Annotated in this window: 20 protein-coding genes and 2 pseudogenes; 14 read left to right on the top strand and 8 right to left on the bottom strand. The window is 59.1% G+C overall.

Annotation, left to right across the window (positions count from 1 at the left end; translation table 11 throughout):
* Window positions 1-443: 443 nt before the first annotated feature.
* On the bottom strand, window positions 444-689 hold the full coding sequence (locus tag FHD68_RS11705) for a hypothetical protein (protein ID WP_139085776.1): 246 nt from the start codon (window positions 687-689) through the stop codon (window positions 444-446).
* A gap of 453 nt (window positions 690-1,142) precedes the next feature.
* Between FHD68_RS11705 and FHD68_RS11700 the strand changes: the two genes are divergently transcribed.
* Window positions 1,143-1,922 (top strand): cell wall hydrolase, encoded by a 780-nt coding sequence (locus FHD68_RS11700; RefSeq protein ID WP_167550397.1) that lies wholly within the window; start codon window positions 1,143-1,145, stop codon window positions 1,920-1,922.
* 181 nt (window positions 1,923-2,103) lie between these two features.
* Complete coding sequence (locus FHD68_RS11695; RefSeq protein ID WP_045983983.1) at window positions 2,104-2,946, top strand: hypothetical protein; 843 nt, start codon at window positions 2,104-2,106, stop codon at window positions 2,944-2,946.
* Between the two features lie 55 nt (window positions 2,947-3,001).
* On the opposite strand, the gene FHD68_RS19010 is transcribed toward FHD68_RS11695, so the two are convergent.
* A complete protein-coding gene (locus FHD68_RS19010) occupies window positions 3,002-3,496 on the bottom strand; it encodes a hypothetical protein (RefSeq protein ID WP_167550396.1) in 495 nt (164 codons plus the stop codon).
* A gap of 557 nt (window positions 3,497-4,053) precedes the next feature.
* On the opposite strand from FHD68_RS19010, the gene FHD68_RS11685 reads away from it, so the two are divergent.
* Entirely contained in the window at window positions 4,054-5,079 is a 1,026-nt protein-coding gene (locus FHD68_RS11685) for a YihY/virulence factor BrkB family protein (protein ID WP_167550395.1), read from the top strand.
* A gap of 34 nt (window positions 5,080-5,113) precedes the next feature.
* Here FHD68_RS11685 and FHD68_RS11680 read toward each other — a convergent pair.
* Window positions 5,114-6,253 (bottom strand): annotated as a pseudogene (locus tag FHD68_RS11680) (BCCT family transporter); the annotation flags it as partial.
* Between the two features lie 71 nt (window positions 6,254-6,324).
* Between FHD68_RS11680 and FHD68_RS11675 the strand changes: the two are divergent.
* Window positions 6,325-6,681 carry a pore-forming ESAT-6 family protein gene (locus tag FHD68_RS11675; protein WP_045983452.1) on the top strand — a complete coding sequence of 119 codons (357 nt, stop codon included), beginning with the start codon at window positions 6,325-6,327 and terminating at the stop codon, window positions 6,679-6,681.
* A gap of 182 nt (window positions 6,682-6,863) precedes the next feature.
* Here FHD68_RS11675 and FHD68_RS11670 read toward each other — a convergent pair whose 3' ends face one another.
* Complete coding sequence (locus tag FHD68_RS11670; RefSeq protein WP_139085768.1) at window positions 6,864-7,367, bottom strand: hypothetical protein; 504 nt, start codon at window positions 7,365-7,367, stop codon at window positions 6,864-6,866.
* 109 nt (window positions 7,368-7,476) lie between these two features.
* Window positions 7,477-8,475: a PRC-barrel domain-containing protein gene (locus FHD68_RS11665; RefSeq protein WP_139085766.1), complete on the bottom strand. Its 999-nt coding sequence runs from the start codon at window positions 8,473-8,475 to the stop codon at window positions 7,477-7,479.
* 428 nt (window positions 8,476-8,903) lie between these two features.
* Here FHD68_RS11665 and FHD68_RS11660 point away from each other — a divergent pair, with 428 nt between their 5' ends.
* From FHD68_RS11660 to FHD68_RS19550, 3 genes and pseudogenes are all read left to right on the top strand, one after another.
* Window positions 8,904-9,338 (top strand): YsnF/AvaK domain-containing protein, encoded by a 435-nt coding sequence (locus tag FHD68_RS11660; RefSeq protein ID WP_084697512.1) that lies wholly within the window; start codon window positions 8,904-8,906, stop codon window positions 9,336-9,338.
* Between the two features lie 13 nt (window positions 9,339-9,351).
* Window positions 9,352-9,609: a general stress protein gene (locus FHD68_RS19380; protein ID WP_208863765.1), complete on the top strand. Its 258-nt coding sequence runs from the start codon at window positions 9,352-9,354 to the stop codon at window positions 9,607-9,609.
* Window positions 9,610-9,641: 32 nt separating this feature from the next.
* Window positions 9,642-10,202: pseudogene (locus tag FHD68_RS19550) on the top strand (YsnF/AvaK domain-containing protein).
* Window positions 10,203-10,366: 164 nt separating this feature from the next.
* On the opposite strand, the gene FHD68_RS11650 reads toward FHD68_RS19550, so the two are convergent.
* Window positions 10,367-10,684: an ElaB/YgaM/YqjD family protein gene (locus tag FHD68_RS11650; protein WP_139085764.1), complete on the bottom strand. Its 318-nt coding sequence runs from the start codon at window positions 10,682-10,684 to the stop codon at window positions 10,367-10,369.
* 238 nt (window positions 10,685-10,922) lie between these two features.
* On the opposite strand from FHD68_RS11650, the gene FHD68_RS11645 reads away from it, so the two are divergent.
* The 6 genes from FHD68_RS11645 to FHD68_RS11620 all read left to right on the top strand — a co-directional run bounded on the left by FHD68_RS11645 (window position 10,923) and on the right by FHD68_RS11620 (window position 16,116).
* Window positions 10,923-11,360, top strand: coding sequence for a recombinase family protein (locus FHD68_RS11645; RefSeq protein WP_139085762.1), 438 nt, complete (start codon window positions 10,923-10,925; stop codon window positions 11,358-11,360).
* A 97-nt stretch (window positions 11,361-11,457) separates the two neighbouring features.
* Window positions 11,458-13,449 (top strand): GAF domain-containing protein, encoded by a 1,992-nt coding sequence (locus tag FHD68_RS11640; protein WP_139085760.1) that lies wholly within the window; start codon window positions 11,458-11,460, stop codon window positions 13,447-13,449.
* Between the two features lie 14 nt (window positions 13,450-13,463).
* Window positions 13,464-13,847, top strand: a complete 384-nt coding sequence (locus tag FHD68_RS11635; protein ID WP_139085758.1) for a response regulator — start codon at window positions 13,464-13,466, stop codon at window positions 13,845-13,847.
* Window positions 13,848-14,134: 287 nt separating this feature from the next.
* A complete protein-coding gene (locus tag FHD68_RS11630) occupies window positions 14,135-14,737 on the top strand; it encodes a hypothetical protein (RefSeq protein ID WP_139085756.1) in 603 nt (200 codons plus the stop codon).
* On the top strand, window positions 14,730-15,131 hold the full coding sequence (locus tag FHD68_RS11625) for a phage holin family protein (RefSeq protein ID WP_139085753.1): 402 nt from the start codon (window positions 14,730-14,732) through the stop codon (window positions 15,129-15,131). Before FHD68_RS11630 ends, FHD68_RS11625 begins: the two co-directional genes overlap by 8 nt.
* The gene (locus FHD68_RS11620; protein WP_139085751.1) at window positions 15,121-16,116 is read left to right on the top strand and encodes a DUF3618 domain-containing protein; all 996 of its coding nucleotides are present in this window, start codon (window positions 15,121-15,123) and stop codon (window positions 16,114-16,116) included. Before FHD68_RS11625 ends, FHD68_RS11620 begins: the two co-directional genes overlap by 11 nt.
* A 188-nt stretch (window positions 16,117-16,304) precedes the next feature.
* Here FHD68_RS11620 and hmpA read toward each other — a convergent pair whose 3' ends face one another.
* Window positions 16,305-17,495 (bottom strand): NO-inducible flavohemoprotein, encoded by a 1,191-nt coding sequence (gene hmpA, locus FHD68_RS11615; protein ID WP_139085749.1) that lies wholly within the window; start codon window positions 17,493-17,495, stop codon window positions 16,305-16,307.
* Between the two features lie 78 nt (window positions 17,496-17,573).
* On the opposite strand from hmpA, the gene FHD68_RS11610 reads away from it, so the two are divergent.
* On the top strand, window positions 17,574-18,002 hold the full coding sequence (locus FHD68_RS11610) for an RrF2 family transcriptional regulator (RefSeq protein ID WP_139085747.1): 429 nt from the start codon (window positions 17,574-17,576) through the stop codon (window positions 18,000-18,002).
* Window positions 18,003-18,224: 222 nt separating this feature from the next.
* On the opposite strand, the gene uraH is transcribed toward FHD68_RS11610, so the two are convergent.
* Entirely contained in the window at window positions 18,225-18,599 is a 375-nt protein-coding gene (gene uraH, locus FHD68_RS11605) for a hydroxyisourate hydrolase (protein ID WP_244297836.1), read from the bottom strand.
* Window positions 18,600-18,813: the final 214 nt, after the last annotated feature.

Raw genomic sequence — 18,813 nt, 5'->3', positions numbered from 1 at the left:
CGTCCGCGTGGCATGAAACTGAATGGGAAAGGGGCACTCACAACTCAGGCCGACTTTCTGCAACAACGCCGGTAGGCGTGGTGGACGCATACGCCAACAGGGTGAGATGAACGGACCCGTGCGACCCAACTGAGCTTGCAGACCCGCATTGATTACAAACGCAAGATATCATTAGCAATGGCTTCGGGGGCAATGCCTCGGCCTTCGATGGTGATCCTGTTTTCGTTTGCGAAATCGATGACCACGCCCAGGGCAGTCTTATGGACGTCCTTGATAGAGAACCGGGGCACCGACCGCGGCAGCACTGTGTCACCGATCATAAGGCGATCGATCCCGATCTGATATCCGGCGATCCTTTTACCTCCGTTGCCTGTGTGGAAAGCGAACGTGTCGACACCGGCGCCGCCAGCAAGAAGGTCATATTCTTGGCAGCCGATCAGGGTCTAGTTTCCGCCGCCCTCCTGCAAGGTGTCGGCGCCCCAGCCTCTCATCAAGCTATCACCGTCTGCTAGGCTGTCATTTCCGCAACCGCCGATCAGCGTGTTCGGCCCGGCGCAACCACTTAATGTGTCGCAGCCGCCTCCTCTCCAAAGCAGGTCGTAGCCCGAAGCCCCGTTGATACTGTTATTTGCGCGCGGGTCGAGCGTGACGCCGCCCTGCCAAAACCGATAGGCATTCGCCGCGGTCATTCACGATACATTTAGTGCAGGTCAGGCAGGGTTCTTTGGGAGGAGCAACGGTCTAGCCAGCAATTTGACGACGCAGTTGTCTCCCGTGGAACCAATCCGCATCGCAGTGAGCCTAACACTCGTAAATGTTGTGCGTGCTCGGGTATGGGTTTGAGTTGTGCCTAAAGGCGAGGCCATTTTTCCGTTGATTGAGAGCTGCGGCTTCTTTTGCTCGGGCTTTGACCGCGGCAGTTCGTCGATCCTGCATAGTATAACACCCATTAGTGGCTGTTCAGGCGCCAAGCCCAGCTGCGCCGCCCGCGTTCTGTAGATGCCGATCTCTCCACGGGCAGCGCAAATGTGGCACTTCCGCATTTCAGTTTGCTGACGCCAAGCATCGACACGGTCCACGAAGCGAAAATGGAACACAACTGCGTCGATCACCGTTCCTTATGCAATCAAGGGAACATGCCAATGGTTCAGGCACAGTCTGTAGCATTAACTGTCCTTATTGCCTTATGCTCTGCAGAAGCTGTTGTATCCGTTACACGGGAACAGCTGTGGACCGGCGAGACATCAAGCTTCTATGCGCCCAATGGCAGCTTTGGCGCGCCAGTGCATTCTGCTTCTGAAGCCGTCTATCACGGAAAAACAGCAATTGGGCCAAACCGTATTCAACAAGCAACGGCTGATCCTGAAGAGTCCGGCTTTGATAACAGCGGTCTGACACTCGAGGTCGCCATCGCTCCTCTACCACGTCCTGCCGAGGTAATGACATTTCGTCCTGCCCCTAGACCTGCAACCCCCGCCGAGATCGTCAGGGGAGCTGCAATCCCTCCACCTCCACCATCCTTGCGCAACGCCAGCGATCTTTCCTGCATTGCCGTCGCGATCTATCATGAGGCACGTGATCAAGAAGAATTCGGGCAGCGCGCGGTAGCCTCCGTCATCCTGCAACGGGCTGCAATTCCTCACCGGTGGGGAGATAGTGCATGCGAAAACGTTGTTCCGACGCAGTTCAGTTTTATGACATCACGCTATGAATATCCCAAAATCGAAGATACTGATTCTTGGAGAAAAGCGGTGAGCATTGCAGCAGAAGTTCTCGTGAATGGCCCGCTGCCGGAACTGCATGGGGCAGATCACTATCACACCACCGCCGTGTCGCCCAAATGGGCTCCCAAAATGGTTCGGATCCGGTCAATTGACGATCACATATTCTATGTGGACCTTTACTCATATTCAGCTCTTTAAGGCATTTGTCCGGTTTTCTGCGCCTGTATAACACCGCTTCCGTGCGACTTGTCATGAGCGCACCTTCGGCATCCATGACAGTTCGAGGTAAGGTCGTGTCTGCCGTATGAAGGTGGTATATCGATCATTGCCACGCTCATTGCCACGATCATTGTTGAGAGTATCGCCACAGAAAGTAACCATGGATGATTTCCCAATGCTGATTTTGACCGGTGCGGCACTGGTGCTTGTCGCGTTCTACGATTTCTTACGCACGACAATCAGTCTTAGCGGAACAGGGTTTCTCAGCCGTGCCGTTGCTGAAGGACTCTGGCGCTTGGGATCAAAGTTGACCTTGGTTTTGGAACAAATGACTGGGGTTTCCATCCGTGGATTATTGGGGCCTGTTATCCTGTTGGCAGTTGCAGGAACCTGGGTACTGCTTCACCTCTGCGGCTATGTGCTGATCCTGCGCGGCGGCCTCTCCCTGGTGCAGACCGATACTGGGGAACCGGCCACATGGGTACAAACAGTGGCATTTGCAGGTTCGACGCTTTCCACCTTAGGAGCTTCGACGGTCCAGGTAACCGGTGGATGGTGGGATATCCTGTCGATGGTTGCCGCCATGAATGGGATGATCCTGCTAACACTGGCTGTCAGCTTTCTCCTGAACATCCTTCAAACCACGAACAGCGCCCGAACATTTGCCAGTCGTTTTCACGCTATAAAAGCAAGAGAGCCAGACGGTGATATATCAAGTCGACTTGAAGGGCTTGGCAGCGATCTCACCAGTGTGGTTGTCATGCTGACCGCGTCCCCTCTGCCGAGATTTTTTGTACCCAGTGACTCTACCATGGATTTTCCCAAGACAGTCGTCGAGCTATGCAATTTGATCGAGACTGGCACACTTGCCACCACATCCGAAATCGCAGCCGCCATCAGGCTCTTGGGGCGGCATTTAGGAACTTCGCTCGACCAGAACGAGGTCGTGGCAGCCCGTATGTGGGCCGTGCGTCATACAATTCCGCAAACGAATAGAACGTGATATGTAAAGGTCTGCCTGCGGCAAATGCGGGCTCTCCCGCTGTGCTGTACTGTATTTAGTAGACTTGTTTAAGCGGCGCTTGAGTGAGGTAGAAGTCTCGACGACCTGACGCTCTTTCGCCGACAGCTCGTGCTCTGCCCCCTGGAAACTGGACCGTTTGAAGCTGGAGTTTTCGGTTAACCTTCCCTGGCTGGGAGAGGAGCGGAGAACGATGAAAGCATCGAGGTTCACGGAGGCGCAAAAAGCGTTTGTCCTGAAGCAGGGCCGTCACCACGCCCATCGCGATGGCAGGCGTGACGAAGACGTTGATGCGGCCCGAAAAGACAAAGACGTTACCGGTGACCCACCACACCAGGCGGGTGACGCTGGCGATGATCAGCGGCTTGGACGATGCCGTCAGGATCCCGGTGGCGATCTGCCCGCGGGCGTGATGGCGCAGCACCTTGAGCGTGCGGTGCACGATCCAGCTGAGCAGCACCGCAGCCGCGATCAGGATGGGCAGGCCGATCCATTCCCATCGCATCAGGCCACCAAGCGTCTTTTCCCGCATGCTTGGTGGCAGCGTGTGCGGCGGCGTAACGGCGCATCAGGCGCGGTTCCGCGACCTGCGCGCGGTGCCGGGAATGAGAAGTGGCGTGTCGGGACGACGATGCATGGGTGGGCCTTTCCTTGTGTTCTGGGCCCGTGATCGAGCAGGGGTCCAACAAGGGGATGGCGTGAATGTTCCAGCCCTTTGCCTCATCGCCCCCGACGGCAGGTCACGTCACCCACGGCACGGCAGCGGCACCCCCGGTCGTGACAGCAGTCGGGGACAGGCCGGGCAGCCACACAGGTCACCCGTTTATGTCCGATCGTCGGCGGCGGCGGAACGGTGCGACCGGGCAACGGTCGGGCAGGGCATCGATCGCGCAAGGAACCCCGGTCGCGCTGATTGCCTTACGTCTGCACAGATGACAGATTCGTGAGCTTTCGGACCTGCCGACCCTGCCCATTACAGCGCTGGAGAACCACGTGCCCCGTACCAAGACGACCCTTTCGACAGACCAGAAGGGGACAGCCTCTCCGACACGATTTTCCATGGCGGAATGGAAGCAGATCCTTGTTCGCGTGAAGAACGAGATCGCCAGCGACCACATTTCGGTCGTGTCGGCGGGCATCGCGTTCTATGCGCTGCTGTCGGTGTTCCCGGCCCTTGCCGCGCTGATCTCGATCGCGGGTCTGGTGCTGGACCCCGCCGACATCGCCAGCCAGCTGGACACGGTCATGGCCCTGATCCCGGAAAGCGCCGGAGCGGTGCTTCAGGAACAGGTCCTGAAGGTCACCAGCGGCGATGAGACGGCGACCGGCTTGGTCGCGGCCTTTGGTCTGGCCATCGCGATCTATGGCGCCATGAAGGGCGTCATGACCCTGATGGAGGGGCTGAACATCGCCTATGACGAAGAGGAGGGCCGCGGCTTCATCAAGCTCTATCTCAGCGCGCTTCTGATCACGGTATGCGCCATCCTGGGCCTGGCGGTCGCGATCGCGCTGCTGATCGTGCTGCCGTCGGTCATCGCCTTCCTGCCGCTGTCACCGACGCTGGAGACCGCCGCCGAATGGCTGAAATGGCCGCTGATGGCGGTGCTGACCATGATCGGGCTGGCGGCGATCTACCGCTTTGGTCCGTCGCGCGCCGATCCCAAGTGGCGGTGGGTCAGCGTCGGTGCCGTGGCGGCCACGGTCCTGTGGATTCTGGGCACTGCGGCGTTCTCGCTCTATGTCCAGAACTTCGACGACTATACCGAGACGTACGGGACGTTGGGCGGGGTCATCATGCTGCTGACCTGGATGTGGCTGTCGGCCTTCATCGTGCTGGCCGGAGCCGAGTTGAACGCCGAGATCGAACAGCAGACCTCCGAGGACACGACCACGGGTGCCCCCGAACCGATGGGCCAGCGCGATGCCGTCAAGGCCGACACCCCGCCGCCCGGTCACGGGACGCCCGCCGCGTCGTCGGGCCAGAGGGCCATCGGCGTGTCCGGGACAGGCCGTGACGCAACGGATGCGCCGACGCCCAAATCGGATGCCATCATGGCGATCATCGTGCTGGGCGCCAGCCTGTGGCGGCTGCGCAAGGCGAACGCCCGCGACTGAACCGCGGGCGTTCGGCCGGGGACGGGGCGACCCGTCACCTGGCCGGGGCGTCGGCCTCGTCGGTGGCGGCGGGGTCGAACTTGCTCAGTGCGGGACGCTTGCCGATCGTGATGTGGTCGATCTCCTCTGCGGCGAACCCGCGGATCAGGGCCGGGATCATCATCGAGACCAGCAGGAAGATCGGCAGCCCGACGACCGTGATCACCTCCTGCAAGGCCGTCAGCCCGGCCTCTCCTGCCAGCAGGATCAGCGTTCCGGCGATGGCGCCTTCGGCCAGGCCCCAGAAGACGCGCTGGCGGACGGGTCCGGGTTCCGCCGTTCCCGTGCACAACATGTCCACGACCAGCGACGCCGAATCCGACGAGGTGGCAAAGAAGATCGCCACGACCAGCACGGCCAGCCCCTGCATCAGCGGTGCCCAGGGCAGTTCCGCAAAGAAGGCGAACATCGCCAGTGGGACGGATTCGCTGACGGCGTTGCTGATGCTGCCCGCGGCGGGGCCCATCGCGGCACGCGCCGCCTCTCCCAGCCCGTCGATGGCCATCGCCTGCCAGCCGAAGATCGCGAACCAGATGACGGTGAACAGCGACGGCGCCAACAGGACACCGAAGACGAATTCGCGGACCGTGCGCCCGCGGGAGATCCGCGCCACGAACAGGCCGATGAAGGGCGACCAGGTGACCGTCCAGGCCCAGTAGAACACCGTCCAGTCGCCCTGCCAGCCCCATTCGCCGGTATCCATCCCGCCGCCATGCAGCATGTCGTTCCAGAAGGCCAGGCGCGGCAGGTTGGACAGGTACAGGCCGATCGTCTCGACGACGCCGCGCAGAAGAAACAGGGTCGATCCGGTCACCAGCACGAACAGCATCAGGCCCACGGCCATGCCGATGTTGACGTTCGACAGCAGCTTCACCCCCTTGTCCAGGCCGGCGACGATCGAGATCGTGGCGACGATCGTCAGGCTGCCCAGGATCGCAAGGCGCAACCCGGTGTCGTTCGACCAGCCGAACAGCGCCGACAGTCCCGCCGCGACCTGCGACGAGCCGAGGCCGAGCGAGACCGCGACCCCGAACAGCGTGCCCAGGATGGACACGATGTCGATCGTCTTGCCCACGGGGCCATAGATCCCCTCGCGCAGCAGCGGGTAGAAGACGGAACTGACCCTGACGGGCAGCGACGGGGGTAACGCACCTGTCGCGTTCGACCCTTAATTGGAGAGTGCAAATGATGCGAAGCGTAGCTTTGATGATCGGTGCAGGCCTGATGCCAGTGATGTCCGTCGCTCAACCGTCACTAGATACGGAAGCCACATGGCAGGCCGCCAGCAATCAGCTGGGGATCCTGCAGTACTGCGAGGAGAAAGGGTTTACGGGTCCGGAGGCCGTCCAGGCCCAAGCTCAGATAATGACCATGCTGCCTTCGGGAGACGAGGCTGCCGGGACTGCCGCAATCGAGCAGGGAAACCAGGGTATCGTGGCATTCAACGATCAGGAAATAACCCTGTCCGACGTGGCCGCATCCCAAGGCAGCACTGTCGAGGGGACATGCCAGGAGATCGAACCGGCGGTGAATGACATGGCGGCCAACCTCCCGGCCGGCTGACCGTCCGTAAACTCTCAGGGATGGCATTCATCCGCGCCGAAGCTCGGTTCGTCTTATCGCGACCAAATTGCGGCGCTGCTGGAAACTGCGACAATCCCGGATCGAGAAAAAGCAGGGCCCGGCGCATCAGCGCCGGGCCCTTCCATTAGCTTTCCGTGAGTTGGCGAAGGTCGCCGCGTGGATCAGTTTACGGGCGCGGGCGCCGGCTCCTGCAGGGGCACAGTCATGGTTTCCGTCTCGCCATCGACGGGGGCCGGGGTAGGCGCCGGGGTCTCGGCGGGATCCTCGATCTCCACGGTGACGCCCTGCTGGGTGTCGCTGTCCTCGATGTCCGTACCGGCCTCGGGGGTCGCGGCTGGCGTTGCAGAAGCGGCGGGTTCCTCGACCGAGACAGGTGCCTCAGTGGCCGCCGGTTCCGGCTCAGCCATGTCGGTATCCGGTACGACGGGCTCGGTTGCCGGCTCTTCTTCGGTCATAGCCGAAGCCGGGGCCTCCGTGGTCGTCTCTGTAGTTTCGGCATCATCGTCGCTGGTAAACATGGGGACGATAAAGAAGAAGATGACCAGAAGCGCCACGATGCCGATGGCGATAGGGATGACCTTGGTTTTCTTCTCTTCCTGTCCGCTCACATTGCCGGTTGAATTGCGGGCCGGATGATTGGGGTCGTGCAGGGGTGGTTGAGCCATGGGGCAGGTATCCTTGTTCAATAACGCAAAAAGCGGTAATCACCTCAACGCGAGAGACCGCCTAAGGACAGGCGGCGGCTGCGGGAAAGTGCAGCCGCCATGTCTCTGATCAGTTCACGCCATCGTATTCCGGCATATTCTCGATCTCGGTCGACGGTGCGGCGACGTAGCCGCGCAGGTCCCCGCCTTCGACCGCCTGCTGGAATGACACCTCGTCCATGGTGAAGGCCACGTCGCGCTCACCCATCCCCAGCATGCCGCCGACACCCACGATAACCTGTTCGATCTGGCCGTCCGTAGTCATGACCAGGTTGTTGACTTGCCCGATAACTTCATCATCGGCCGAATAGATGTCGGTCCCCTCGACGTTTTCTGCAGTAAGCATCGTGACATCGGCAGCCTGGTAGCCTTCGCGCATCTCCATCGCGCCCATCGCGGCACCGGTCACGTCCACGGCAGGCTCTTCCTGGTTCACGTCGACGTTGGCTTCGCCGCCCTCCTGGATATCGACATTCGGCTCTGGCGCTGCAGCGATATTTACGTCGGCCTCACCGCTTTCCTGAATATTAACCTGAGGTTCCCCGCTCGTCAGATTGACCCGAGCCTCTTCTGCTGGATCAACGTCCACATCGGCCTCTGCTTCACGAACGTCAATTTGAGCTTCGGAATCACTCACCACGATGTTCGGCTCTGGGGCGATGTAGTTCACGACCGGGTCAGGCATATCGACCATGACCCGCGGTTCACCTTCAGTCACGTTTACAGTGGGATCGGCCATACGCACACCGACAACCGGCTGTGGGATGTCGACGGTGACGGTGGGTGGGGCTTGGGTCACGGTGATGGTGGGCGCACACTGCTCAACAGTCACCTGGGGAGGAGCCTGCTGCACAGTAACAGTAGGCTCCGGCTGTTCCACGTTCACCTCTGGAGCCGATTGCGACACGTCGACGTCGGGAGCGGGGACGGTCACATCAACCTGTGGATCTGCCTGTTCCACGACAACCTTGCCGCCAGCGACATGTGCTGTAGTCGGTGCATCCTGTGCCATGGCGGTGCTGGCAAAGATCGCGGTGGCAGCAACGCTACCCATGAGTTTGATAAGCATCTGGCCGTATCCTTTCAGCTCTGAATTACAGTCTTCGATGCGGCCCCAACACAAGTCGGTGTATATTGTTTCAAAACTCGTGAATAAAATTAATAGAGCTGAAGTAAGAAAGTTTATAATTGCAGATAATGCAATTGGGTAAGGAAAGCAAAAAATTGCCTATTAATTAAAGAAACTCAGGCCATTGTTGCATAATCAACTTTTATCAATGGGACACCGTGTCGCCTCTCAAGATTTTTGGATGCATATTATATTTTTCAAGCCCATCAGATGTTTAGTGGCCTGATTCGTTCGTCAACCCCATTTATCTTATCAAAACCGCGAAATTCACTGTCTCGCGTTGATCAAATCCGGCTGCCTCCACGGCTTTGAATGCCTATGTAACAACTTTCAAGTCCGCTGGTTGGCTGGACGTATGGGAGTGCCAAATGGCGGATGATGACGACAAACCGGTTCTATCTCTTGTCGAAGAGACTGTGACGATCGGTAAAAGGAATACGGTGACGGGGCGCGTTCGCGTGCAGACCGTTACCGAGACCATCAATGAGACCGTCCCGGTGAATCTGCAGTCCGTCGATGTGGACGTGGTTCGTATCCCTGTGGATCGCGTGATCGACACCATCCCGGAGATCCGGGGGGAGGGCGACGTTACGATCATCCCGGTGGTCGAGGAGCGGATCGTGATGACTTGCGCGCTGCTTCTTCGCGAGGAGATCCATTTCCGCCAGACCGCGTATCGGGAAACCCACGATATTCCCGTGTCGGTGCGCAAGCCGCGCGCGCAGATCGATCACGTCGATGCTCAGAACGGCAACTCCCAAGACATGCACGACTTCAGAAAGGGAGTTCCAGAGGACCTATGACAATGAAAATGCGATGACCGGTGGCGCACGGAAATCCGTCTCGGCCCTGTTCGATGACCGGGCGGAGGCTCAGCGGGCCGTGGAGCGCCTGCGCACCAGCGGGATCTCGGAGGATCATATCAGCATGGTAGAAGGTTCGGCGGGTGGAGCGACAGCCCAACGTTCGCCTGAAGAGGACAAGAGCTTCTGGGACAGCCTGAGCGACTTCTTCTTCCCCGAGGAAGACCGCTTGCCTATGCCGAGGGTCTGTCCCGCGGTGGATATCTGGTGACCGTCTCCGGTATCTCCGCCGCCCATTATGATATGGCCCTGGACATTCTCGATGACGAAGGCACCGTCGATCTGAACGAGCGCGAGGCCAGCTGGCGTTCGGAAGGCTGGGGCGGCTATGAAGCCAACCCGTACGGCTCCGGCGACAGCGCCTTGGGTACGACCACCGGTCTTCCGGCCGACGCGCCCCGCGCCACCGACCAGGACAGCATCCCGGTGGTCGAGGAGCAGATCAGCATCGGCAAGCGCGACACCAGCCATGGGCGGGTGCGGGTGCGTGCCTATTCGGTCGAGGAGCCTGTGAAAGAGACCGTCGAATTGCGTGACGAGCGGGTCGAACTGGAACGCCGCCCCGTCGATCGGGTCGCGACGGGCGCTGATGCCGCCTTCTAGGATCGCACCATCGAGGCACAGGAATATGCCGAAGAAGCCGTGGTCGCCAAGCAAGCCCGTGTGGTCGAGGAGATCGGCCTGAAGAAGGTCAGCGGCACCTATACCGAAACCATCTCCGAGACCGTTCGTCATACGAAAGTAGAAGTCGAGGATGATCGGGACGGAAGTCGCGATGATGCGAGTAAGCCCCGGATCTGGTGATGTGCATCCGGGTGATGTCTGGGCTGGACTAAGGCATCATCCGTTTCGATGAACTTGACCCCCGGCACGGTCTCGCGTGCCGGGGGTTTTTCTATTCAAGATTGGGAAACGGACCAGGGCTAGCTAGCGAAACCTCTCTCTCCGCAAGTCTCTTTCTGACAGCCTCAGCGCCGCGCGATCAGCAGTCCGATCAGCACGCCGACGCCGACCGCGAGACCCATGGCCTGGGCCGGATGCCGCCGGATCATGTCCGCGGCTTCTTCATAGCCCAGCTCCGCATAAAAAGCCGCTTCCTCGGCGCGCCTCTGGCCGACGTTATAGACGCGCTCCGCCTCCGAGCAGGCCCGTGCGGCGTAGTCCCGTCCGGTCTCCAAGGCGCCGTCGACCAGTTCGAAGCCGCGCCCGGAGACATCGCGGGCAATTCTTTTCGCATCGCCTGCAATCCGACCGGCTTCCTCACGGGCCGCGTCCTTCGTGGCCACGATCTTGTCTGCGGCCGACCCTCTGCCCGTCCCTGAACTGTTCTGTGCCATAGGACTTTTCTCCTGATTTCCAGATCATTATCGCGGGCTCAACGAACCCGGGGGACAGTCGTTCCAGCGATGGAGCAGATGATCGGTAGGCCGGGAGCTTCCGATCTTGGGGCGGAGACGTGACGAATGTCGGTCTGCGTGATAGCAGGCCCGACCGTGATAATCTCCGACATGACCGCTCCCCTTTGTGGATCGTTGCAGACCCACCTTCGCACACAGATGCCGTTGGGGGGGCGGTTACATTATCAACAACCATCTACTGCAAACAGTGAGTGAACTGGAGGGCAGGGGGGTGGGCTTCCGATCACTGACCGAGGCAATCGATACGACCACCCCTACCGGGCGGCTGGTGTTTCATCTCTTAGGAGCCCTCGGTCAGTTCGAGCGGGACCTGATCCGCGAGCGGACCGGCGCAGGATTGAAAGCTGCCGCTGCAAGAGGGAGGAAAGGGGGGCGCCCCATTGCTCTTTCCCCTAATAAGATCACACGTGCCCGACAGTTGATCGCGCCGGGCCTTAACGTTCGTGAGGCCGCGGCCCTCGTAAAGGTCAGCAAGTCCGCCCTCTATATGGCGTTAAAGCTCGGTTGTGGCCGGATAATGCGCACGCTTGAGAACCTCTGCTGACAACGGCCTTCATATCCGTTAACGCAAGGTCAAACTCTCTTTTACATGGACACATGAATTGCCTCGCAAGCAAGTGGCTACAGATCCGGCTGACCTCATGAACGAGGCCGATCGTCTCGATGCGCTGCATGCGCATGATATTCTCGACACCGCACCGGAAGTCGGCTTTGACGACATTGTCCGTTTGGCCGCGAGGCTCTGTGATACCCCGGTTGCACTCATCAGTCTGCTGGACGCCGAGCGGCAGTGGTTCAAGGCGAGGGTTGGTTTCGAGCCCTCCGAAACGCCGATCGCGCAATCCATCTGCAAGCACGCTGTCGGGCAGCGTGACCTTCTGATCATTCCCGACCTGACACTGGATCCCCGGACACAGTCAAATCCGCTGGTTCTGGAGGATCCGCATCTGCGGTTCTATGCCGGCGCGCCCCTAGTAATAGCCGAGGGACTGACACTTGGCACCATATGCGTCATCGACCACGCTCCGCGCCCGGAGGGACTGACGGAGGTCCAGGCCGATGATCTCAGGTCGCTGGCCCGGCAGGTCGTGAGCCTTCTAGAGATGCGCCGTCTTATTTCGCGCCATAACGATCTGCTCCTCCAAGCGGAACGACAGCGAAACAAGGCGGCGCATGAACATCTGGAACTGGCTGCCATGTTCGATCAGGTCCCAAGCTTCATGGCGCTGCTGAAAGGCCCCGCTCATGTCTTTAATCTGGTCAATCCCGCCTACCTTCGGCTGGTCGGAAACCGGCAGCTTATTGGGAAGCGTTTTGCCGAAGCTCTGCCTGACGCAGCAGAACAAGGTTACGTGGACTTGCTCGATGAGGCCTACCGGTTGGGAAAACCCTTCACGCAGAAGGGTGCACGTTACGCAATTCAAAATGACCCCCATTCCCCGGTAGATGAACGGTTCGTCGATTTTGTTTGCCAGCCGACCCGGGACGATAAAGGCACTGTAACCGGCATCTTCATTGAGGGCTCTGATGTCACGGAACATGTTCTTCAAACCAGGCGCATTGCGGCTCTTGCAGACCTCAGCGAGCAGCTGCGTGATCTGATTAATGCTGACGACATCGCTCGTGCGGCGGCAGAATGCATGAACCAAGCCATCGGCGGGAGCTGCATCGGGTTTGGGAAGGTTGACCTGGAAAAGGAGGAAATCGACGTACCGGTGGACTGGTGCGACGCCTCTGGCGTCAGCGTGGTCGGGTCTCACCATTTAAGGTCGTTTGGCTCCTACATCGAGGATCTGAAGCGCGGCCAGACCGTCGTCATTCCAGACGTGAAGATAGATCCCAGGACAGCCAGCCAGGCTGACAGCCTTGAGAAGGTCCATTGTCGGGCACTCCTGAACCTGCCGATCATGGTGCGCGGTGTTCTCGACACTGTCATCTTCGTTCTGAATGCCCAAGCGCGGGAATGGACATCGGAAGAAATCGCGCTCGTGCGGCAGGTCGGGGACCGGACGCATGGGGCGATTGCCCGGGCACGGGCCGAACAGGAGCAGCACATCCTGAACGAAGAGCTCAGCCATCGCATGAAAAACACGCTTGCGATCGTCCAGGCCATCGCGACTCAGACGCTTCGGGAGGTCTCTGAGAAGGACGCCGTGACGGCACTGACACAACGTATCGGTGCGCTGTCTCGCGCCCATGATGCACTGCTAAAAAAGCGTTGGGCTTCCGCTGCCCTGGAGGACGTTGCCAAGGCAACATTGGCAGCGTTTGATCAGGCGGGCCGATTTCATTTGGAGGGTCCGTACCTCCAGATCGGACCCCGGGCCACGTTGTCCCTATCGCTCCTTCTGCATGAGTTAGCGACCAACGCTGTCAAATACGGCGCCCTTTCCGTACCTGAAGGACGCGTGACGATTACCTGGACCATCGAGAACAGCACTGAAGAAGAGACTTTGCGGATGTGCTGGGCGGAAACCGGCGGCCCCCCGGTTGATCAGCCATCCGGCAAAGGGTTCGGGTCGCGACTGATTAGCATGGGACTGATTGGAACTGGTGGCGTTGAGCTTGGTTACCACCAAGATGGCCTGCTCGCGTCGATGGAAGCTCCGCTTTCCCAGATGCAGCAGCCCTGAGACGGAAAGACCTGATGGCCCAATATGCTCCCTTGAAACGCCAGCTTGTTCTGGTCGTAGAAGATGAACCGATCCTTCGAATGGCCGCACTCGACATGGTCGAAGATGCAGGTTTCGAAGCGGTTGAAGCTACTGACGCCACAGATGCGGTCAGGATTCTTGAAACCCGTCCTGATATTCGTATTGTCTTCACCGATGTCGATATGCCCCGGGGCGTTGATGGCCTTAAACTGGCCGCACTGATCCGTGAGCGTTGGCCGCCCATTCATGTCATCGTAACCTCCGGGAAGGCAGAAATCGGGCGAATGAAGCTACCTGCCGACTGCGTGTTCTTTGACAAGCCCTACGACGAACGACGCGTGGTCGCAGAGATGCACCGGATGAGCAGGATCTGCTGAGAGGCAGCGAGATGAGTTTGCTACTCAAGCTTGACCCTCTCCCGCCATGACAATGCTGTAGGGCATCTCTGGCAGCCATCAGGATGGGACCTACCCCATAAATGGATATTTTCTTCGAAATTTATTTCGCTCCCCAGTTTCGGCGCGATTGTGCCCCGCTGGCAGCGTCAGTCATCCATAAGAAACATTAGTGGAACGACGGGATCGTTTGAAGGTTGGTCTGTCAATAGCTGAGGTCAGTGGGCAAAGCACTGCACCTGCCCCAATAATTAAATTCAAGGGAGAAGATGATGGTCGACGAAAATCCGCGTTCCAAGTCCCCCAGCAGTTCCACGACTGAGAGCATCAAGGCGGAAGCGACGGAACAGGCCTCGCGTCTCGCGGGCAGCGTCAAGGATGAAGCCAAACGCTATGAGAAGGATCTCCGTTCGGGAGTGGCAGAGCGTGCTGAAAGTCTCGCTGCTGGCCTTCGCAAGGCGGGGTCTGAGATTGATCCTAATTCTTCCGTCGCGACGCTGTTCGACCGTGCGGCCGATACCGTTAGTGGTCTGGCGGATAGTCTGAACGCCACGGATCCTCGGGAGATGGTTGAGGAGGTTCGCAGGTTCGCACACCGTCAGCCAGGGGCTTTCCTTGGGTTATCGGCCTTGGCGGGCTTTGCCGCCGTTCGCTTTCTGCGTGCGGGCTCCACCACACCGTCAAGTTCCATGAAGAGGAAAAGCTCACTAGATTCCAACATATCACGGACTAGTTCATCGAAACCCTCTGTCCGCATTGGGACCCTAAATAGTGACGCGCAGGCAAAAAACACATCTGCAGCGGATCACTCTGCCTCAACCAACCCGCTTCCTATTTCCGGCGGTCGCAGCGATGGAGGTTCGCATGCCTGATCCCGTTCGCTCGCAAAGCCCTGCTTCGCTGGCTGCCGATGCACTGCGCATTTCCAGCGACCTGGTTCGCAAGGAAGTCTCTCTTGCCAAAGCCGAACTGCGTCAGAACCTGAACCGAGCGGGAACGGGCCTGGGCATGATCGTGGCCGCAGCCGTTTTAGGTATCGTTACGCTCAACGTGCTTACCGTTGCTTTGGTCGCTGCACTTGCCGAAACGGATCTAGGACCAATCTGGAGCGCAGTGGTTGTCGGCGTGGTCTTGGCGATCCTTGCCTATGTGCTGCTTCGCAAAGGCATGGCTGATCTGAAGCCGGAAAACCTTATGCCCACACGGACCGTCGAGAATGTTCAGCGGGATGCCAGCGCGGTAAAGGAAGCTTATCATGACGCATGACCTCAACAACCCTGACCAGATTGAGCGTGAGATCGAGAAAGACCGCGAAGCGCTGCGGCGTACGCTCGACGATCTGCAGGGTGAACTGTCTTTGGATGGCCTTTCGCGCCGCCTCACAGGTTCGGTCCGTAAGAATGGTGCCGAATGGGCAGAGGCTGCAAGTGATGCCGCTCGCGCAAATCCCATAGCATTGGGTCTGACCGGTATCGGCCTGGCCTGGATGATCTTCGGTCGCGGACAGGATCCTGTTCACAGCTACGGGCAATCGGTGACGAGCCGGTCCGATCGGAATGAGCGCAATTTCAATCCGGTTTCAAACCCATCCCAGACCTACGGAAACCGGCCACCGTTTTCGCGACCAAACTGGGCATCAGATGATAACCGAAAGACAGATCGACACGCAGAGGCGCGTTCTGATCAGTCTGTCAGATCCACGAAAGACGTTGGCATGATTGATACAGCGAAAAATCACGCTTTTCATCTGCGTGATCGCCTCAGCGAAGGCACCGAAGGTTTTGGCGAGGAGGCTCGCCTCAGGGTCGAGGCAGCCCGTCGGAAAGCGTTGGATGCCAGCGATGCCGTCAGTCGTCAGATGGCGCAGGCCAATAGAAAAATTGCGCGTCATTATGACAACGAACCCCTGTTGTTCGGAGCTCTTGCCTTGCTCGGCGGGGCGGCACTGGGAGCGATGCTGCCCGGAACAAGACGCGAGGACGAGTTGCTGGGGGACTATCGAGACCAGCTCTTTGACGAAGCAGAAAAAATCTATCACGAAGAAAAAGACCGGGTCAGCAGTGCCGTCTCTGCTGGAGTGGAAGAGGCGAAGGCTGCCGTGACCAATGTCGTCTCGGCTGCCAAAGGCGAGCTGACCGACGACGACGGCGATAAGGCTGCCTCTCCGGAGAACTTGCAGAAGACACCCGGAGAGGCGAAGACGGTCAGTGGTCCAGCACAGTTGGGAAAGACACCATCGTCCAAAGCCTGATCCCATTGTCTGGTATCATGGGAAGGCCCCGCAACCGCGGGGCCTTTTTGGCAGAAAAGCAGGCTGTGAAGGCGCTGTTTATGATGTTGCGCGTGAACGCCAATCATCTCTGAGGTCCAGCTTTGCGGAATCTCAGGCCCCAGCTTTACACCCAAGAACGGCTTCCCCCATGCCAGTCTTGCGACCCATCAGGCCGCGAGCTGCTCATCCGCGGGACCGAAGAACTCGTAGTGGATCCGATCGGAAGGAACGCCCGCCTCCCTCAGGCCCGCAACGAAGTAGCGGAGAAACGGACGCGGGCCGCACAAGTAGATGTCGGCCTCGGTCAGCGGGACGCTGGTCCGCAACCAATCCATGCTGATCCGACCGGGATGGGCCGGGACGTCTGCGCCGCTCTCGTAAAAAGTACTGACGACAATATTTCCGTGGCGCGTCGCGGCGTCCTGCACCTGCCGGGACAATGCGTGATGTGCAGGACTGCTTGTTCCGTGAACATAATGGACCGGGACGTCTCGATGCCTCCGGGCCAGGACTTCCAGCATGCTGACCATGGGCGTCAGACCAACCCCACCCGACAGAAGGACAACCGGCCGCGGCGGATTGTCTGACAGGTGGAAGTCGCCGGCGGGCGGCGTCGTTTCCAGGATCGTCCCTACCATGGCATGGTCATGCAGGAAGCGGGACGCTTCTCCCTCTGCCTCGCGCTTGACGGTAATGCGATAGCTTTCGTCGCTTGGCATGCTGGAGATCGAATAGTTGCGCTTGACCCCGGGCAGTCCGGCCGCGTCAAAGCGCAGCGTCAGATATTGGCCTGGTCGGTGGGCAACGACTGGACCGCCATCCTCGGGGCGCAGCACGAATGATACGATGCCGTCGGCCTCAACTTGCCGCTCTGCTACTGTGAAGCGGCGCCAGTCTGTCCAGCCGCCGCGCTGTGCCTCGATTTCGGCACGGATCGTGGCTTCGCGCGCGATCAGCAGATCGGCTAGGAACCAGTAGGCCTCGCCCCAGGCCGCCAGGATGTCGGGCGTGGCGGCATCGCCGAGAACCTCCTCAATGGCGCCCAAAAGGGCTTGGCCGACGAAGGGATAATGCTCGGGCAGGATCGCGTAGCCGATATGCTTCTGGGCAATCCGTTCGACCGCCGCGCCCAGAACCTCCAAATTTTCGATGTTTTGGGCATAGGCCAGAACAGCGTGTGCCAAGGCAAGCCGCTGCGTGCCTTTCTGCTGGTTTGCTTGGTTGAACAGGGCGGCGATACGGTCGTTTTCGAACAGCCGCCGGTACATCGTCTCGGTGATCAACGGGCCATATTGTTCCAGTGCGGGAACGGTGGCTTTCACCACCGTGATCGTCTGCAGGGACAGCGGGCGAGCCATGTGATTCTCCTAAACATGCATCACTTCTGCATCTATACGACGCTATACATGCAAAGCAAATACTTGTATTCATGTCCTATGAAATTGAGCCGCTACACCGATTATGCCCTTCGTGCGTTGATCTATCTCGCAGCGAGCGACGGCAGGCTGGTATCGATCCGCCAGATCGCCGAGGTCCATGACATTTCTCAGAACCACCTGATGAAGATCGTTCAGGACCTCGGGAGCGCAGGATTTATACGGACTACCCGAGGCAGACAGGGGGGACTGCAGCTGGCACGCCCGGCCATCGAGATCACCATCGGCCAAGTCGTCCGACACACCGAAGGCGACGACCCCCTGGTGGATTGCAGCACATGCCGTATCTCCCAGGGCTGCGGGCTGCCGGCCGTGATCCTGCAAGCGAGAGAGGCGTTCATGGGTGTTCTGGACACCTGCCGCCTGTCGGATGTTGCTCGGATGCCCGGCGCGTTTCAGCATCTGTTCACGGTTCAGGACCGTTCATAGGGCCACGCTTTCGGAGCCCTTGGGCTGGAGTCATCTATAACAGAAGAACCGCTCTGCATAAAATCTTTGCATTCATACAGAAGCTGCGTTTTTAACGCGGTGAAACCTGAGTATAGCCGAGCGTATTCGTATCGTTCAATGCGCCTGTGATGTATTACCTCGGTCCTCAAAGGTTCTTACATCAGGATCGTCAGAGGCGTGCTGCCCCTGACGATCGTGTCATTAGTTCCCCAGGTAGGTCGAGTACCCAAAGGGGCTGACGAGAACGGGGACGTGGTGTTCCCGGTCTGCATCCTGAACCTGAAAGATGACGTCGATTTCAGGGAAAAATGGCGTCTGTCCCAGATCCGCATAATTCGACAAATCGAAAACCAGCCGATATGTCGCGACCTCCGTCTCGATGTCGAAGCCTTCGACCCGACCGTTTTCACCCGTGGTAGACGTCCCGATCTCGGTCCAGGTGTCTCCCTCTTTCATTTCCAGCGTCACAGGAATACCGGCACCGCCGGTCCCGGTGGAAATGTTCAGAACATGCGTGGAGATATCCTCCGCCTGTGCAAGACCGCTCAGGCCAAATGCGGGGATCAGGGCTAGCAAGCAATTACGCAACATTATGTCGTCTCTCTTTCAGTCTGCGGTATATCAGCAGGATGGCTGATATATCGTTCGCAGTACGACACGGGACTTCGGCGACCTGCCTCGTACAGACCGCCAACGCCCTTAGTGTCCAAGTAGATTTTCTAGGGTCAGGATTCATAACCAGTAGATGACGAGGGCGGCTAGGGCGACGGCCGAAAGGAAGACCTTCGGG

The organism is Paracoccus marcusii, from assembly GCF_006151785.1.
In the GTDB taxonomy this organism is placed as follows: domain Bacteria; phylum Pseudomonadota; class Alphaproteobacteria; order Rhodobacterales; family Rhodobacteraceae; genus Paracoccus; species Paracoccus marcusii.
This window is presented reverse-complemented; position numbering and strand designations above follow the sequence as displayed.

Bases quoted from the DNA above. Each gene is read 5' to 3' on its own strand.
- FHD68_RS11705 (WP_139085776.1), bottom strand. From the start codon at position 689: ATGACCGCGGCGAATGCCTATCGGTTTTGGCAGGGCGGCGTCACGCTC.
- FHD68_RS11700 (WP_167550397.1), top strand. From the start codon at position 1,143: ATGGTTCAGGCACAGTCTGTAGCATTAACTGTCCTTATTGCCTTATGC.
- FHD68_RS11695 (WP_045983983.1), top strand. From the start codon at position 2,104: ATGGATGATTTCCCAATGCTGATTTTGACCGGTGCGGCACTGGTGCTT.
- FHD68_RS19010 (WP_167550396.1), bottom strand. From the start codon at position 3,496: ATGCGGGAAAAGACGCTTGGTGGCCTGATGCGATGGGAATGGATCGGC.
- FHD68_RS11675 (WP_045983452.1), top strand. From the start codon at position 6,325: ATGATCGGTGCAGGCCTGATGCCAGTGATGTCCGTCGCTCAACCGTCA.
- FHD68_RS11670 (WP_139085768.1), bottom strand. From the start codon at position 7,367: ATGGCTCAACCACCCCTGCACGACCCCAATCATCCGGCCCGCAATTCA.
- FHD68_RS11665 (WP_139085766.1), bottom strand. From the start codon at position 8,475: ATGCTTATCAAACTCATGGGTAGCGTTGCTGCCACCGCGATCTTTGCC.
- FHD68_RS11660 (WP_084697512.1), top strand. From the start codon at position 8,904: ATGGCGGATGATGACGACAAACCGGTTCTATCTCTTGTCGAAGAGACT.
- FHD68_RS19380 (WP_208863765.1), top strand. From the start codon at position 9,352: ATGACCGGTGGCGCACGGAAATCCGTCTCGGCCCTGTTCGATGACCGG.
- FHD68_RS11640 (WP_139085760.1), top strand. From the start codon at position 11,458: ATGAACGAGGCCGATCGTCTCGATGCGCTGCATGCGCATGATATTCTC.
- FHD68_RS11635 (WP_139085758.1), top strand. From the start codon at position 13,464: ATGGCCCAATATGCTCCCTTGAAACGCCAGCTTGTTCTGGTCGTAGAA.
- FHD68_RS11630 (WP_139085756.1), top strand. From the start codon at position 14,135: ATGATGGTCGACGAAAATCCGCGTTCCAAGTCCCCCAGCAGTTCCACG.
- FHD68_RS11625 (WP_139085753.1), top strand. From the start codon at position 14,730: ATGCCTGATCCCGTTCGCTCGCAAAGCCCTGCTTCGCTGGCTGCCGAT.
- FHD68_RS11620 (WP_139085751.1), top strand. From the start codon at position 15,121: ATGACGCATGACCTCAACAACCCTGACCAGATTGAGCGTGAGATCGAG.
- hmpA (WP_139085749.1), bottom strand. From the start codon at position 17,495: ATGGCTCGCCCGCTGTCCCTGCAGACGATCACGGTGGTGAAAGCCACC.
- FHD68_RS11610 (WP_139085747.1), top strand. From the start codon at position 17,574: ATGAAATTGAGCCGCTACACCGATTATGCCCTTCGTGCGTTGATCTAT.